The following is a 14,624-nucleotide window of genomic DNA, read 5'->3' on the forward strand; positions in this document are numbered from 1 at the left end:
TCAGAACTATAAGCTAAGTTTATAACTTAATCTTTTGATTAGCTGTTTTTAAAGTTTTCCTCAAGATCGGTATAACAGAAAACAGTACAAAGATTCTGTATCATTTAATGCATTTAAGAATCGGATTTTCTAGGCAAAATTAAAGCTTAAATGATTAAGATTAGATGGACTCTTCTCCTGGGACTTCCCCAAATCCGAAGAGTCCAGCCCTTGCCAAAGTTTCCAATGACACTTAAATTGTTTACCCAAAATCCGTATATTCAAGAGATGAAAAAACAGTATTCGCGATTGAAGCCAAAGGTTTTCAAGCCGGAAACTCACTCGAAAATAAGTATTAAGGAATACTCACTCTGGTTTTGGGCAAGTCTCGGAGTGATGACGGCTTTAATTCCTTTGGGATGGCAGGCGATCGCCCAAGCCCAGACTCCAAGTGGTTTGAGTAGTGACATCCCCGATCAAATGCAAATCATCCTCAATACGTTGTGGGTGATTTTTACTGGAGTGCTGGTGTTTTTTATGAATGCTGGCTTTGCCATGCTAGAAACAGGCTTTTGCCGCCATAAAAGTGCTGTTAATATTTTAGCAAAAAATCTGATTGTGTTTGCCTTATCCTCTCTAGCCTTTTGGGCCACTGGCTTTGCCTTGATGTTTGGCGATGGCAACCCCTTTATTGGACTGCAAGGGTTTTTCCTCACTGGCCCTGACAATAGTCCCGCCGTGGGAGAAGCCTATGAAGGGGTCTATCGCTCCCTCGATTGGGCTGCTATTCCCCTGAAAGCTAAATTTTTCTTTCAACTGGCCTTTGCGGGTACAGCCGCGACGATTGTCTCTGGAGCCGTGGCCGAACGGATTAAATTTGCTGCCTTTATTCTGTTTAGCGTGGGCTTAGTAGGATTGGCTTACAGCGTCATTGGTCATTGGATTTGGGGCGATGGATGGCTCGCCCAACTGGGCTTTTGGGATTTTGCTGGCTCGACCGTTGTTCATTCTGTGGGTGGATGGGGGGCTTTTATGGGGGCAGTTTTATTGGGGCCGCGCATCGATAAATATCCAGATGGGCAAATTGCTGCTATTCCGGGCCATAATTTAGCGATTTCTACCCTAGGGTGTCTGATTTTGTGGTTGGGATGGTTTGGATTTAATCCGGGTTCGACGTTAACGGCTGATCCAGAAGCGATTACCCATATTATTTTGACTACGAATATGTCAGCGGCCGCTAGTGGGGTCACGGCTACGGTGGTGTCTTGGCGCTATTTTGGTAAGCCAGATCTGACGATGATTATTAATGGGATTTTGGCTGGGTTAGTTGCTGTTACGGCCTCCTGTGCTTATATCAATATGGGGAGCGCGATCGCCATTGGTACGATCTCTGGCATCATTGTGGTCTTTTCTGTCGTGTATTTGGAACAATGGCACATTGATGATCCGGTTGGGGCGATTTCTGTCCATTTGGTCTGTGGGATCTGGGGAACGTTGGCACTAGGTTTGTTTAGTGTGGGGCCCGATATTTATCCCTGGTATGGTGAAACGGCGGGCCCCTTGGCAGGCTTGCTTTTAGGGGGTGGGTATTCTCAGTTACTCAATCAGTTATTGGGGGTGCTTGCCGTTGGGTTTGCCATGATTGCGTTTAGTTTGCTGTTGTGGTTGAGCCTTAGTTTTACAGTGGGGATACGAGTGAGTCCCATGGAGGAACAAGAGGGCTTGGATCTGAGCGAACACAGTATGGAAGCCTATAGTGGGTTTGTGAAAGAACAGGAGTGAAAGCACAGGAGTAAGATCAATTGACAATTCAAAATGGGTGTAGGTAGGGGGAACGTTGATTCTTATGAACTGGGATAGCTGGTTTAAGCGGATTGAAGATCTGGTGATGCTCCATTCTCCAAGTGGGGTGGAGGGAGAAATGAATCAGTTTCTGTTGGCGGAGTTTAAACGCTTGGGGGTGGAGGTGACGATGGATTGGGCCGATAATGTGATTGCTAAAATTCCTGGTCAAGAGGGGAGTCGGGCGATCGCCATTACGGCCCATAAGGATGAAATTGGCGCAATAGTCAAGCGGGTTCAATCCCAGGGACGGTTAGAGGTGGGCAAGCTGGGAGGCTCCTTTCCTTGGGTGTATGGGGAGGGGGTGGTGGATATTTTGGGCGATCGCCGCACAATTTCCGGTATCCTCAGTTTTGGCTCTCGCCATGTTTCCCATGAGTCTCCCCAAAAGGTGCAGCAGGAAACGAAACCTGTAGAGTGGGAAAAGGTTTGGATCGAAACCAAGCTCACTCAGGAGCAGTTACAAGAGGCTGGGGTGCGTCCGGGAACTCGTGTGGTGGTGGGGAAACACCGCAAGCGGGCCATCCGGTTGCATGATTATATTGCCAGTTATACGTTGGATAATAAGGCTTCGGTGGCTATTCTCTTAGGTCTGGCCGAGCGGGTGAAAGAGCCACCTGTGGATGTCTATTTGGTGGCTTCGGCTAAGGAAGAGGTGGGAGCTATTGGAGCGTTGTATTTTAGCCAGCACCATCGGTTAGAAGCCTTGATTGCTCTGGAAATCTGCCCTTTAGCTCCAGAATATCCGATCGCCGATGGGGTGGCTCCGGTTTTGCTCTCCCAAGATAGTTATGGCCTCTATGATGAGGGCTTAAATAAGGAGTTACAACAGGCGGCTGACGCGGCCCAAATTCCTATCCAACGGGCGATTCTAAGTGGGTTTGGCAGTGATGCCTCCATTGCCATGAAGTTCGGCCATGTGGCTCGTGGAGCCTGTTTGGGTTTCCCCACCCAGAATACCCATGGCTATGAAATTGCCCATTTAGGGGCGATCGGCAATTGTCTCGAAATTTTAGTGCGCTATGTTAGCTCCATTAAACCTTACGTCTGAGGATTGAATGGAATTTTTTAACTCTCTGGTTAGGAATCCTGATGATTCATGAGGCTTTTTGTATCTCGGTATACCAAAAAAGCCCTATATAAACCTTTCCTAAAAAACGTAAAGTTATGTAAACTGTTTATAGAGGGATGTGAACCTTAACTTTCACAGGTTTTTCACATTCACCTCCTATCATGATGAACATGAGGAACACACCAGTAAGGAATTTTTAGGAGCCGATTATGTCTGTAAGTTTACCCTCCATCATCCAAGAACAATTCGTCAAACCCTTCAAATACTGGAACGATGGTGTCCAGGAAGCGATGTCTTACCAAAATGAAATGTATACTTACGTCCGTTCTTACAGCCAAGAGAAACGTCTACAAGCCTATGGCTATGCCTGTGACATGGCTGAAAAAAACGTCAGAAGCTGCATTACTTGCTCTGAGCAAGGCTACAAAGTTTGGGTGAATCTCAAGTCTCTGGCCAATCAGCAAGTTGATGAAGCTCAAACCCTGAACCTCAGCCCCGCTTTCTCCTAATCCTCTTCTAGAACGATTCAAACAGTAATCGTGCAGCTCCTTGAATCCGCACAAGAGGTTGAATAGAGCGAGGCAAGGGAGGAAGATGAATCACAGTTTGCTCGCTATCAAAACCCAATTGGTCATGACGATCGCAACTATAGTTCCAAACCACATAGTTTTGATTAACCTCTAGATCCTTCAACGATGTACTTAATCGATGGTGTTCCGCTAAAATCGCCGGTTGATTCTGTACCACCCCAATAAATTCAGTATGCCGATCATCCTTTAGTTTTTTCTGGGCTGTAACTACCCGTTTTCTCAGGGTGCGGAGTTCGCCCATAAACTCGGTACGTCCGAGAACATCTTGATATTTAATCCATAATTTGAACACCCAGGCTAACCAGTCGGCTAAGGCTGTGGGCATTTCTAGAAATCGCAGTAAATGGCCGGTGGGTGCAGTATCCAGGATGATTAAATCTTGCTCTTGACTCTCCAAGAGTTCCATGACGGCTAAGAGGGCGAGAATTTCATCAATCCCAGGGAAGGAGAGGGAGACGAGTTTCCGCCAAGCTTCTGGGCCATAGAGTAATTTTAGGTTTTCCTGGGTGGGAGAATCGCCGCTAATCATTTCAGCCAGTTCCCAAAGATAGTCCTCGCGAAATTGATTGAGAAGCACTTGAGAATCGATTTCTGCGGCCGTTAGGTTGGGGAGATCGATCGCCTGGGGATCGTGGTCTAAAGGCTGTCCAAAGGCATCCCCCAAGGAATGGGCCGGATCGATGGAAATCACCCGGACTTGCTGTTTGGGGTGGGTTTGGGCCATTCCCCAGGCGATCGCCGCCGCTACCGTAGTTTTCCCCACTCCCCCTTTACCGCCAACGATGATTAAGCGGCGCTGTTGGGCGATAAAATCGGGTAAACCCGGTGGGATGCGATCGGGCCAAGTGACCTCAGTGGAGGCAATTTCCCCATCCTGCACCGTCACTGGGCACATCTGGGCCATGACCCGATCTAAGGCTTCACTTCCCAAGGGAGGACTGGCGCATTGGGCAATCCCCAACAGGGGCAAACTATCCACCAGTTCCTGAAATTGGGGGAGAATCTGCTGCTGCTCTGCATAGCGGTCTCGATCCCCTGGGGATAAATCTTCCGATCCCGCTACCAACCGATTCACCCAAACCCCTCCCAAGGGAATCTGCAACCCTTGTAGAGAGGTGACAAACCGCCGAGTTTCTTCTAAACTCATGGCTTCAGCGATCCCCACCACGACGCAACGGGTGCGCTCTTGATCTTGCAATAGGGCCCGTCCCGTTTGCAGATCGGCCTTCATATCTTGTAAAAACTCATCTCCTCGATCGCCCTGATAGCGACCGGTAAACGCTTCACTGATAGCCCGGTGCTTTTCCTGGAACAGATCCAGGGCTTCTAAAAACTGGTCAAGAAAATCCATTAACCCCAATAGATTCAGCGCATGGCCACTGGGGGCCATATCCACCACTACCCGGTCTACTTCTTGCTCGCGCAACAGACGCTGAATCTCTAAGATTCCCATTAATTCATCGAGTCCCGGCCAACTTAAATCCCAGACGGGGGTTAAATCTTCGGCTGCTGCAAAACTGCCCCGTTCCACCAGCAGTTGTAAGACTTCACCGTAGCGCTGTTTAAATTCTTGTAGTAGAGCTGCTGCATCGAGGGCTTGGACTTCTAGATTAGGCAGATCCGGGAGGGAAAGGCGATCGCCGCTAACCCGACATTGCAGGACATCCCCCAAGGAATGGGCCGGATCGGTCGAGAGCAGTAACACCTTCTCGTTGGGGAACTGTTGGCCCCAATAGCGAGCAAACCCACAGGAGAGGGTGGTTTTCCCCACGCCCCCTTTCCCACTCAAGAGCAATAGTTGTAGGCGATCGTATGAATTCATAGCACCAGGATCGGTTGTCCATCCCCTATGGTACTACCAGTTTTACTCTGAAACATCTCCACTGGTATTGCGAGTAATTAACTCTACCGCATCATAGCCATCCACTTCCTTTAAATACACTTTCACATTTTCTTCCCTAGAGGTCGGCAATTGTTTCCCACTAAAATCAGGATGAATCGGTAATTCTCGATGACCCCTGTCCACCAACACCACCAGCCAAATTTCTGCGGGTCTACCATAATCACTAACCGCATTCAGGGCCGCTCGAATTGTCCGCCCTTTGTAGATCACATCATCCACTAAAACTACGGTTTTGCCCGACAAATCCAGGGGAATTTCCGTTTTTGCTGGAGTTCGCACCCCAATTTGATCCAAATCATCCCGATAAAAGGTAACATCTAAGGCTCCAACTGGAACGGAGGTTTGTTCAAGCAGCGTAATTTGTTCGGCAATTAAATGGGCTAAAGGGACTCCACGGGTATGGATACCCAGGAGGACAATTTGCGATAATTCCCCGGATTTTTCTATAATCTGGGAGGCTAACCGAGTTAAGGTGCGACGAATTTCGTCAGCATCAAGAATTTCAACAATTTGAGCGGTCATGATCGCAGACAGATAGGGCGTTATTCAGGCCAGTTCGCCAAAATAGATGTTTTAATTATGGTCGATCCACCTGAAAAAAGCGAGGGTCTGCAACCAGTTAGCTCAGAGCCAGTCCAGTGGGCGATCCTAAAAGAGTAATCCCAGAGCAATCCCTAGCCCTAACCACAGCAAAAAACAAGAGCGAGTGAGGGTTAAGGCTTGCCAGATAGAGTCGGGGGTAATGGGGTGGATTGGATCGCCTAAAGGGGGTTTAATTTTGATCGTTCCTCTATAGGTATTGACTCCCCCTAATTGAACTCCTAGAATGGCTGCATAGACACATTCACTCCATCCAGAATTGGGACTAGGGTCATGGATTGCATCCCGTTGACATAGGGCCCAAACTTTTTTTAATTGACCAGATAATAGCCCCAGAGTAATCACCGTTAAGCGACAGGGAAGCCAGGTGAGGAAGTCTTCGAGTTTGGCACTAAACCAACCCATATATAAGTAGGGGGGTTCTCGATAGCCAATCATGGAATCTAAGGTGCTGGCTGCTTTGTACCCCATGGCCAGAGGGAGAGGGCTTAAACCGGGAATTAGAGTGCCTAAAATAGCATAAAAGAGGGGTGCTGTCACACCGTCAATAGCATTTTCAGCTAGGGTTTCTAGGACAGCTCGAAGAATTTCTGGTTCATCCAGGGTTTGGGTGTCTCGACCCACATACAAACTAAGCTTTTGACGGGCACTGTCGAGATCCCCAGCTTGTAGAGGATGGAGAACCTCTAGGGCAGCATGGTGTAAACTTCTGCCCGCAAAACAACTGGCTAAAAGTACACTTTCGATACTGATTCCTAGGAGGGGATGAACAGTGTTAGCCAGCCAGATGATTCTATCACTAACTAGGGCAGCCATGCCTATAACCGTAAGACCTAGGGCAACTCCTGCCCATCGTTGGCTTCGGGGAGAGTGGCAAAATTTGAGAATAAGCTCACTTCCTTGGGCGATCGATTTTCCCATTAGTTGAACAGGATGGGGCCAATGCCAAGGATCGCCGATCAGAAAATCCAGAATTGAGGCGATCGCTAAACTGATCGGGGGCCAGAAGAACACCATAAGTTTTTGCACTAAACGACAAAATTACTGGCTTCTCCTTGGGAGGCTTGCCAACTGCGAGCATCGAAGTACAGGTCTTCTAGGGAAATAGTATACAACGATTCTTTGAGTTTTTGATGTAGGCGATTCCATAAGCTATAGGTTACCCAGTCTTCCACTTGATTGTTATCGGGAGGAGAATCCGCCAGTGTCGGTAAGGTTTCTCCCACGGCTTCGAGAATTTGCCCCAGAGAAATATGGGCCGGTTGATGGGCTAAACCGTAGCCTCCTTGGGCCCCTCGAAGGGAATAAACTAGACCCGCTTCTCGCAGTTGAATCAGCAGTTTTTCTAAATAGGCCGCCGAGATCTGTTGACGAGTGGCGATCGCTTGCACAGATGAGGGGCCATATCCCGGTTGTAAGGTTAAATCTAACAGGGCCTTAACACTATAATGTCCACGGGTTGTCAACTTCATCTTTGGGGCAATCTATGGGTGGGATGGGGGGACTTACAATCTTGATGAAATCCCTAACGATGCTTCAGTTAGGATGAGGGTGTCTGAGGTCACGATTTTATTCTGACATGGGTCAACTTTTGTGCGAGGGGTTGTAATATATTGTTACTATCCGGTGAAAAGAACAACTTTTTTTTTCGGCAAATATCAGTTAAACTGAAAACAGTTCTAAATTAAGCCGTTAAGTGATGAGTAAAACAGAGAAAATGAAACCTCTAGTCGGTCAAGAGTTAGTTAACAAGGTTAAAGAGCTAGACCACCTGAGCAAAGAGGATAAAGCTAAAGAATGTGGCTACTCTACCACCACTAAAGGTGGGGTAGAGCGGGTGAATATGATGAAATTCCTCAATGCATTAATCGACGCTGAAGGAATTGAGCTAGATGGGAAAAACTCATCGAATGGGCGAGGTGGACGCAGCGCCAGCTATCGGATTAGTGTGCAATCGAATGGTAACTTACTGATCGGGGCAGCCTATACTAAGCAGATGGATCTGCAACCGGGTGATGAGTTTGAAATTTCTTTAGGCCGCAAACATATTCATCTCAAGCAAATCGGATCGGAAGAGAATGGTGAAGACTAAGCCTTGACTCCCCCTTTCGGATCAATCGATGGGTGATCTAACCTCCTGAATCCACGCCCGTGAAGGGATCTGGAGGGGAGAAATGCAGGAAAAAAAACCAGAACACACTGATTCTGGAGAAGTCCCCAAAAGAGTAAGGATTCTTAACCTGATTTCTCCCTAGGCCTGGGGTAGAATGAAAAGGGTTTTCAACGCATTAAGTGCAATGAATGCAGATACATTTAATTTTGAGAGTCACTCGCCTACCTGTCCCATTTGTCATCGAGTTCAGGTCTTACCTTTAGAACAGTTGAACAGTGGACTCTATATCTGTCCCTATTGTCAGCAACGATTAGTGGTCAGTAAGAGTGGCCATTATGTGCGCGATCCATTCATGTTGAAACCTTTTATTTCCAGTCAATTATTGCGCCGCCAAAGTCATCCCCTAGCGAGGGCGATCAGAGACTGTGGAAGTGCGAAACTCCCCTATTGGATTACAGTGATGGTGAGTATTGTCCTGTTTAGTTTGGCTTTAGCTGCGACTGAACGGGTAAAACCGGTAGAGAATCCGATCCCCCATTGGATAGAAGAAGGGAGTCAGATGATGCGATCGCTACATCCATAAGCTGGAACTCGAACCGGAAGCGGAAAAGGCTGAAGATTGGGTTACCAATGTCCACCCTTCTGCCGATCCTAACCGTTGGACTCTGTTGGGAAACCGAGCTTCGAGTTCCTGTAATCCCTGTTGGTCTAAAAGAAGATAGGGTTGGGGATATTTCGACCAAGTTTCTAGAATTTGGTCAAAGTTAGCCGGAATCAAGCGGCGATCGCTATAAAAATCGAGGGAAGGCCGACCATGGGGATAATTAGTCATAATCGGTTGTTGAACAGGAGTATGGGCAATTAACACTTGGGCAACTGGTTTAACCGCAAATCCTTCTTCAAGTTCCCACACCCAAATGGGAGAAGCCATCAATAGCAATAACGACACATAACAGCCCCAGGCCAACATGCCAATAAACTGATAATCGCGTTGTTGAAATAAAAGGCTCACCACGGTTAAGGTTACCGCAACCGATCCCACCACCGCAAGAATCATCCAACTCGACAGTCTTTGAGCGATCGCCAGATAAAAAGTAGCGCCCCAAGCGACAAAGCCCAAGCTGCAAAAACACCCGGTTAAGGCATGGATAAACCGGGGTTTTAATCGGGGAAACCCTTGGGAATAGGCCGTCCAAAACTCTGTCAGTTGTGCCCCTCCCGCTAATGCTAAAGCCGGATATAAAGGCAGTACATACCAAGGCAACTTGGTACTCATGATAGAAATAGCGGCGAAATAAACACTGGCCCAAACTAAAACTAACTTGCCCCAACTCCAACTGCGATGTTGCCAAGCTAATCGCAAACCGGGAATAAACATCAACAACCAGGGCGCTGATAATTTGAGAATTTCCAACAGATAATACCACGGAGGGCCCGATCGATTTTCTACAGACTGCCAAATGCGACTCAAGGATTGATGCACTAAACCGGTTTCTAGAAACGGGTTACCATAATGGAGCAGTTGCATACCGTACCAGAGGGTGACGGGAGTCAACCCCAGGAGAACCCCCATCCACAGATACGCCGACTTGAGTAAACGGGGGGTATCCCAGGCTAAAAAAATCAGGGCGATCGCCCCTAACAACAGGGCTAAAATACTTTTAGTCAGAGCAATTAAACCCAACCCTAACCCCACGCCTAAACTATAGGGAAGATTGCGCCGTCCTTTGAGCGCAAATAGTACCATCAGCAGCAAAAAACATAAAACTGGCCCATCTAACATGGCCAACCGGCCATGGCGAACCACGGGTAATAATGTTAAATAAATCAGCGTCGAAAAAAGGGCTGGTAGTCGTTGACGAAACAACTCTAAACCCAAACCATAAAAGAGAGGAACTGAGGTTGCACTCAGCAGGGCAGAAGGAAAACGAGTGGCCCATTCATTCACCCCCACCCCGTGATACATTAAGGCAATTAACCAATGCACCAGGGGCGGTTTATTAAAATAGGGTAATCCTGATAAGGTGGGAAAGATCCAACCCTCCCAACTCGATGAGCGGCTCATATTACGAGCAACTTGGGCGATCGTCCCTTCATCCCAATCTCTTAAGGGCACTCCCCCTAAATTAATCATAAATAGCACAAGGGCGGCTACTAAAAATCCCAACGCCCAAAAGCGATCGATCGGATGATCCACTCTCAGAAAAGGCTTGGGAGATTGAATAGACCAAAAATTACGGTACATGGAAGTCAGGAGGGGAAGTCAGCAGTCATGAGGATCGCTATCAACTGGTATAGTATACGCTTTCAGGGGAAAGAATTTCTGTTCGGCAAGCAAAGAGCTTAGTGATTATTGATTACCTGTGTATGAATGGGAGGCTGAGTCTATGGTTAAACAAGTGCATCGAGTCGAACGGCATACAGGAGGTCGAGGGTCAAAAATTGCGGCTACTGCGATTATTTGGCCCTGTGCGGTGGCGATGTTAGCCATTTGTATTCCGATTGTAAAAGTGGTCAAGAGTGAGTTTGTTCCCCTAGCGGTGATTTTAGGAGCCAGTGGCAGCACGGCTTTAGTTTGGTTTAGTCCGGCGATCGCCTCTGGAAAACAGGAGAATGAGTGGGATGGATCGGCTGAAATCCTGGCTTCCCAAGGGGTCGATCCGGCCCAATGGGCAGAAAGTACAAGCTTAGTGAAAACGGTTGAGTCAGAGGAGATGAGTCCCCAAAGCTGGAGTAATGCATCGGAATCGAATCAGGACTCGATTACCCCGATTTTGCCTCTGTGGTAGTCCGGAGGGTTTTATGAATTTTGGCCCAATTTTGTCTAAGGGACGTGGCACAATTAAGGGTACATTAACTATCGTTATCAGAGATTAGGTTTTATGGCGATTCTTCCTCAACTGCAACCCGCTTTAGCCCAAGGACGGGCACTGAAAGTGATTAGTGGGTTAATGAATTTTGATGCCGATCGCACAGCTATGGTGGTGAAGGCTGCCGATCGCGGGGGGGCAACGTTTGTGGATATTGCTGCCGATCCCGATTTGGTGCGTCTTGGCCGCAGTTTGACGAGTCTACCCCTATGTGTTTCTGCCGTGGAGCCGCAGAAATTTGTGGCAGCAGTGGACGCGGGAGCGGATTTGATTGAGATTGGGAATTTTGATGCGTTCTATGCCCAAGGACGGCGATTTGAGGCGGATGAGGTTTTGGCGCTGACGCAAGACGTGCGATCGCTGCTTCCCGATATCATGCTCTCGGTGACCGTTCCTCACATTTTACCCTTGGATGAACAGGTACAGTTAGCCCAAGCCTTGGTTGCTGAAGGTGCAGATGTGATTCAAACGGAAGGGGGAACCAGCAGTCAACCTACCCATTCGGGCACATTGGGATTAATTGAAAAAGCGGCTCCTACCTTAGCGGCTGCCTATGAAATTTCCCGTGGGGTAGAAGTGCCAGTGTTATGTGCCTCTGGCTTGTCTAATGTTACCGCACCCATGGCGATCGCCTCTGGCGCTCAAGGTATTGGCGTGGGTTCAGCGATTAACCGGTTAGATAATGAGTTGGCAATGGTGGCTGTGGTGCGTTCTCTGGTAGAAGCACTGAATTCGGCGATCGTCCTCCATTCCTAACTATAGTCGATTCGCTGGGGCAGGAAGACATAGCAGGAAGACATAATTGTAGGGGCGTTTCATGTCGCATTGGCGTAGCCTGCGCGGAGCGCATAGCGAAACGGCCGGAAAGCCCCTACAGATATCGTCGTTGTAGATAAACTGCCCCAGTATCAACCTTAATCGAATTTAGACACACTCAAAACCCCTTAAAAATCCACCAAATTCTCCTCAACGCCCTGTTCTTTGAGCCAGGCGATCGCCCCTTCCGGGCCATCCTGGGCCCGTCGCAGCAGCGCCCCCCAAGTCAGAACAGCCTTCTGCTTCGGATCAACAGCGATCGCCCCCTTAATCCGAGTCCATAAAACCCCCGTATCCGTCGCCAACAAGCGATCGATTTCCTCCCGACTCTCCGAAGCCTTATAAATCTCCAACGCCTCATCCCAGCGCCCGTCAACGATCCGCGTGAACACCTGCTGACTCGGAGAAGCCCAAGATTGCTTGGCATTATGGGCACTCAAATGGGCATGACGGTTAATCAACTCCCATTGTCCTTGAATATCTACCGACCATCCCGGTTTATTCCACAAACCATGCAACCGTTGCTTCGCCGGAGTCCATAACCCACTTTTCGCCAACTGCATGGCCTCGGCATACTCAGAACCCTTCAACAACATCCGATCCAGAGAAACCGGTTGCAACTCCACAGGAGCCGGTAAAAACGTCCTCGGTTGCACCTGATACATCTCAAACCGTGGCTCCAAACCCATCGTCTGATTCACCGTCAAAAACGGCTGTTGAGGCCACTTCGGATGCTTCGACCAGACCGGCAACTCATTGGCTGGACTCGTCCAACTGGCAAACGACCCAACATAGGTAGTCTTGGGATTGTAATAAATCATCTGACCATAGAGAATCTCTTTGCCCTCCCTCGTCACCGTCCCCGTCAGATTCACCCACTGCGCCGACTCACGATTAACCAGAGCGCCATTACTCCACTTTAACCCCGTCAACGGTAGGGGTTCATTAGACGTTTCCGTTTTTAAGTTCAAAGGCTGAAGGACAAAACTCTCTGTCGGGGACTCAATCTCCAGTTGATTAATAAACTGATACATCGGTTTCGCCCGCTCAAACGGCTCTGGATCGCTAATGCGGCGATAAATTCTTAACTGATAAATATACCGACAAGTGGGAGATCCCGGCGCATCCGGTTGACACCCCTGGCGATGGGCAAAAATCGGCAGCATCATATCCTCATAGGGGCCCACTTTCATCTCCAAGGGATAACCGGGAGTGTAACCCGATTGAATCAGCTTATCCTCAATTTCATCTAACGTTTGCAGAGACCGGCGATTGGTTTCCCCTAACTGGGTGGTTTTCGGTAAATATTGATTCACCCAAATCAGAGCATCTGGATTGACCATCAATTGTAGAGCCACCCAAACTCCAGCCACCACACTAGAGAGTCCCAAGGTCAACACAATCAGGCCAAAAATAGCCTGTAGGGAAGACGGCCGCTGAGGGTCGCTTTCAGAAAATACGCTTCCTGTATCCTCATTCATAGAGTTTCAATTCCCAAAGCTGCGGACAGCAATTCACAACCATTAATGAAAATTAACCTTGGGTTGCAGTCAGGAGCGCTTTCTCATAGCGCATACCTACCCGTTCCCAAGTGTACTCCTGTTCAATCAACTCTCGGCCGTTACGGGACAATTTTTTTCTTAAAGGCGGATTTTCAAACAAACGACTAATGTTCACCACATAATCTTCGATGGTATTAGCTCGCAGGGCCCGTTGGGGAATCTCCGGCCCATCGGCGGCCAAACCTTCTAAAGCGCGATCGCTCGCTACCACCGGAATCCCTGTGGCCATGGCTTCGAGAGTCCTATTCTTCATCCCCAAACCGGTACGAATGGGAATCACACAAACCGTCGCGCTATGCAAATATTCAACCAGAGAAGGGACTTCTCCCGTAACCGTGATTCCCGGCCGCTCTCCAAGGGCGCTCACTTCAGGTACAGGTCTAGCTCCAACCAGCTTCAGGGAAACCTCCCGATAGCGATTTTGGAGTTGGGGAAACACTTCTAAGCTCAAAAACCGGGCCGCATCAATATTGACTCGATTATCCATTGCTGCCATAAACAGCAATTGATGACCTCCGGGATCTTCGGTACGCTTAGGAAACAAGCTCAGATCGACACCATTGCCAATCACGCTAATACGGCTTTCTGGGTTCATCTCCAGCAGAGTCCGTTTATCCTCAGTGGTCATGACTACAAGATGGCGAAACTTACTCATATAGCGTTTTTCATACTGTCGCAGCAGGGGCAAACTAATTTGATCTCGCACTTGATTGTCGGATGTCTTGGTTTGTAACTGATTTTTATGCGTGCGATAGACTGAGTTATGGATATTGGCCAGGGTTCCATAATGGTTTTGCCACTCTGGACGCACATAAATTTCATTGAGCCGATGTTCACAGGCGATCGCATCAAAGCCTTGAGTCGCGACGGCTCGATCGACCCACTGCTGCATGGGTTCTGAAAATATGGACTTTACAGCGCTAGGTGTTCCTTGTTGAAAGAAGTTTTGAAAGCGCTTGAGTTTAGAGAATTTTCCGGGAGTCGGTTCTGGAGGAGGGGGAAAGACGACTAACTCATGAACATACTCGCGCAAGGCTTCAAGGTGGGCATCACTGACTTGATTGGTCTGTTGCGTAACCAGGGTGATAGAATGATCTCGACTTAAATATTTGAGTAAATGAAAAGTTCTCATCTGTATTCTCCCTTCTGTGGGAGGATAAGGAAAGGTGACAGAGAGCATTAAAATTTTCATTGTTTTTTTTAAATAGAGAGATTCAATGCTCTCTATTATTCATCATCTCTGATGAAGCATCAATGGTCAGACCCTCTTTGAAATG

Annotated in this window: 14 protein-coding genes; 7 read left to right on the plus strand and 7 right to left on the minus strand. The window is 48.2% G+C overall.

The genetic code is table 11. The features are described 5' to 3' along the window. The first annotated feature begins 225 nt into the window (after positions 1–225). The 3 genes from PMG25_RS21075 to PMG25_RS21085 all read left to right on the plus strand — a co-directional run bounded on the left by PMG25_RS21075 (position 226) and on the right by PMG25_RS21085 (position 3,402). Entirely contained in the window at positions 226–1,761 is a 1,536-nt protein-coding gene (locus tag PMG25_RS21075; protein ID WP_283768866.1) for an ammonium transporter, read from the plus strand. Between the two features lie 64 nt (positions 1,762–1,825). Beyond that, on the plus strand, positions 1,826–2,872 hold the full coding sequence (locus PMG25_RS21080; RefSeq protein WP_283768867.1) for a M42 family metallopeptidase: 1,047 nt from the start codon (positions 1,826–1,828) through the stop codon (positions 2,870–2,872). Positions 2,873–3,102: 230 nt separating this feature from the next. After that, on the plus strand, positions 3,103–3,402 hold the full coding sequence (locus PMG25_RS21085; protein ID WP_283768868.1) for a hypothetical protein: 300 nt from the start codon (positions 3,103–3,105) through the stop codon (positions 3,400–3,402). A gap of 7 nt (positions 3,403–3,409) precedes the next feature. Here the strand turns inward: PMG25_RS21085 and PMG25_RS21090 are convergent, their stop codons facing one another. The 4 genes from PMG25_RS21090 to PMG25_RS21105 all read right to left on the minus strand — a co-directional run bounded on the left by PMG25_RS21090 (position 3,410) and on the right by PMG25_RS21105 (position 7,458). Continuing rightward, positions 3,410–5,305 (minus strand): ArsA family ATPase, encoded by a 1,896-nt coding sequence (locus tag PMG25_RS21090; RefSeq protein ID WP_283768869.1) that lies wholly within the window; start codon positions 5,303–5,305, stop codon positions 3,410–3,412. Positions 5,306–5,347: 42 nt separating this feature from the next. Next, positions 5,348–5,908, minus strand: a complete 561-nt coding sequence (gene pyrR / locus PMG25_RS21095; RefSeq protein WP_283768870.1) for a bifunctional pyr operon transcriptional regulator/uracil phosphoribosyltransferase PyrR — start codon at positions 5,906–5,908, stop codon at positions 5,348–5,350. A 126-nt stretch (positions 5,909–6,034) separates the two neighbouring features. After that, complete coding sequence (gene cbiB, locus PMG25_RS21100; RefSeq protein WP_283768871.1) at positions 6,035–7,003, minus strand: adenosylcobinamide-phosphate synthase CbiB; 969 nt, start codon at positions 7,001–7,003, stop codon at positions 6,035–6,037. Positions 7,004–7,014: 11 nt separating this feature from the next. Then, positions 7,015–7,458 (minus strand): Rrf2 family transcriptional regulator, encoded by a 444-nt coding sequence (locus PMG25_RS21105; protein ID WP_283768872.1) that lies wholly within the window; start codon positions 7,456–7,458, stop codon positions 7,015–7,017. Between the two features lie 227 nt (positions 7,459–7,685). Here PMG25_RS21105 and PMG25_RS21110 point away from each other — a divergent pair, with 227 nt between their 5' ends. Both PMG25_RS21110 and PMG25_RS21115 read left to right on the plus strand, forming a co-directional pair. Further along, entirely contained in the window at positions 7,686–8,078 is a 393-nt protein-coding gene (locus PMG25_RS21110) for an AbrB family transcriptional regulator (RefSeq protein ID WP_347178901.1), read from the plus strand. Positions 8,079–8,283: 205 nt separating this feature from the next. After that, on the plus strand, positions 8,284–8,682 hold the full coding sequence (locus tag PMG25_RS21115; RefSeq protein ID WP_283768874.1) for a hypothetical protein: 399 nt from the start codon (positions 8,284–8,286) through the stop codon (positions 8,680–8,682). On the opposite strand, the gene PMG25_RS21120 is transcribed toward PMG25_RS21115, so the two are convergent. Further along, complete coding sequence (locus PMG25_RS21120) at positions 8,671–10,344, minus strand: ArnT family glycosyltransferase (protein ID WP_283768875.1); 1,674 nt, start codon at positions 10,342–10,344, stop codon at positions 8,671–8,673. The genes PMG25_RS21115 and PMG25_RS21120 overlap by 12 nt on opposite strands. Before the next feature lie 142 nt (positions 10,345–10,486). Here PMG25_RS21120 and PMG25_RS21125 point away from each other — a divergent pair, with 142 nt between their 5' ends. Both PMG25_RS21125 and PMG25_RS21130 read left to right on the plus strand, forming a co-directional pair. Next, complete coding sequence (locus tag PMG25_RS21125) at positions 10,487–10,888, plus strand: hypothetical protein (protein ID WP_283768876.1); 402 nt, start codon at positions 10,487–10,489, stop codon at positions 10,886–10,888. A gap of 93 nt (positions 10,889–10,981) precedes the next feature. Next, positions 10,982–11,725 carry a DUF561 domain-containing protein gene (locus PMG25_RS21130; RefSeq protein WP_283768877.1) on the plus strand — a complete coding sequence of 248 codons (744 nt, stop codon included), beginning with the start codon at positions 10,982–10,984 and terminating at the stop codon, positions 11,723–11,725. A 188-nt stretch (positions 11,726–11,913) separates the two neighbouring features. On the opposite strand, the gene PMG25_RS21135 is transcribed toward PMG25_RS21130, so the two are convergent. Continuing rightward, positions 11,914–13,266 (minus strand): hypothetical protein, encoded by a 1,353-nt coding sequence (locus PMG25_RS21135; RefSeq protein WP_283768878.1) that lies wholly within the window; start codon positions 13,264–13,266, stop codon positions 11,914–11,916. Between the two features lie 52 nt (positions 13,267–13,318). Then, entirely contained in the window at positions 13,319–14,539 is a 1,221-nt protein-coding gene (locus PMG25_RS21140; protein WP_283768879.1) for a glycosyltransferase family 4 protein, read from the minus strand. Between the last annotated feature and the right edge of the window lie 85 nt (positions 14,540–14,624).

Source organism: Roseofilum capinflatum BLCC-M114, assembly GCF_030068505.1.
Taxonomy (GTDB): domain Bacteria; phylum Cyanobacteriota; class Cyanobacteriia; order Cyanobacteriales; family Desertifilaceae; genus Roseofilum; species Roseofilum capinflatum.

Excerpts from the sequence above, each read along its gene's own strand:
- PMG25_RS21075 (WP_283768866.1), top strand. The coding sequence starts at position 226 with ATGACACTTAAATTGTTTACCCAAAATCCGTATATTCAAGAGATGAAA.
- PMG25_RS21080 (WP_283768867.1), top strand. The coding sequence starts at position 1,826 with ATGAACTGGGATAGCTGGTTTAAGCGGATTGAAGATCTGGTGATGCTC.
- PMG25_RS21085 (WP_283768868.1), top strand. The coding sequence starts at position 3,103 with ATGTCTGTAAGTTTACCCTCCATCATCCAAGAACAATTCGTCAAACCC.
- PMG25_RS21090 (WP_283768869.1), bottom strand. The coding sequence starts at position 5,305 with ATGAATTCATACGATCGCCTACAACTATTGCTCTTGAGTGGGAAAGGG.
- pyrR (WP_283768870.1), bottom strand. The coding sequence starts at position 5,908 with ATGACCGCTCAAATTGTTGAAATTCTTGATGCTGACGAAATTCGTCGC.
- cbiB (WP_283768871.1), bottom strand. The coding sequence starts at position 7,003 with ATGGTGTTCTTCTGGCCCCCGATCAGTTTAGCGATCGCCTCAATTCTG.
- PMG25_RS21105 (WP_283768872.1), bottom strand. The coding sequence starts at position 7,458 with ATGAAGTTGACAACCCGTGGACATTATAGTGTTAAGGCCCTGTTAGAT.
- PMG25_RS21110 (WP_347178901.1), top strand. The coding sequence starts at position 7,686 with ATGAGTAAAACAGAGAAAATGAAACCTCTAGTCGGTCAAGAGTTAGTT.
- PMG25_RS21115 (WP_283768874.1), top strand. The coding sequence starts at position 8,284 with ATGAATGCAGATACATTTAATTTTGAGAGTCACTCGCCTACCTGTCCC.
- PMG25_RS21120 (WP_283768875.1), bottom strand. The coding sequence starts at position 10,344 with ATGTACCGTAATTTTTGGTCTATTCAATCTCCCAAGCCTTTTCTGAGA.
- PMG25_RS21125 (WP_283768876.1), top strand. The coding sequence starts at position 10,487 with ATGGTTAAACAAGTGCATCGAGTCGAACGGCATACAGGAGGTCGAGGG.
- PMG25_RS21130 (WP_283768877.1), top strand. The coding sequence starts at position 10,982 with ATGGCGATTCTTCCTCAACTGCAACCCGCTTTAGCCCAAGGACGGGCA.
- PMG25_RS21135 (WP_283768878.1), bottom strand. The coding sequence starts at position 13,266 with ATGAATGAGGATACAGGAAGCGTATTTTCTGAAAGCGACCCTCAGCGG.
- PMG25_RS21140 (WP_283768879.1), bottom strand. The coding sequence starts at position 14,539 with ATGAAAATTTTAATGCTCTCTGTCACCTTTCCTTATCCTCCCACAGAA.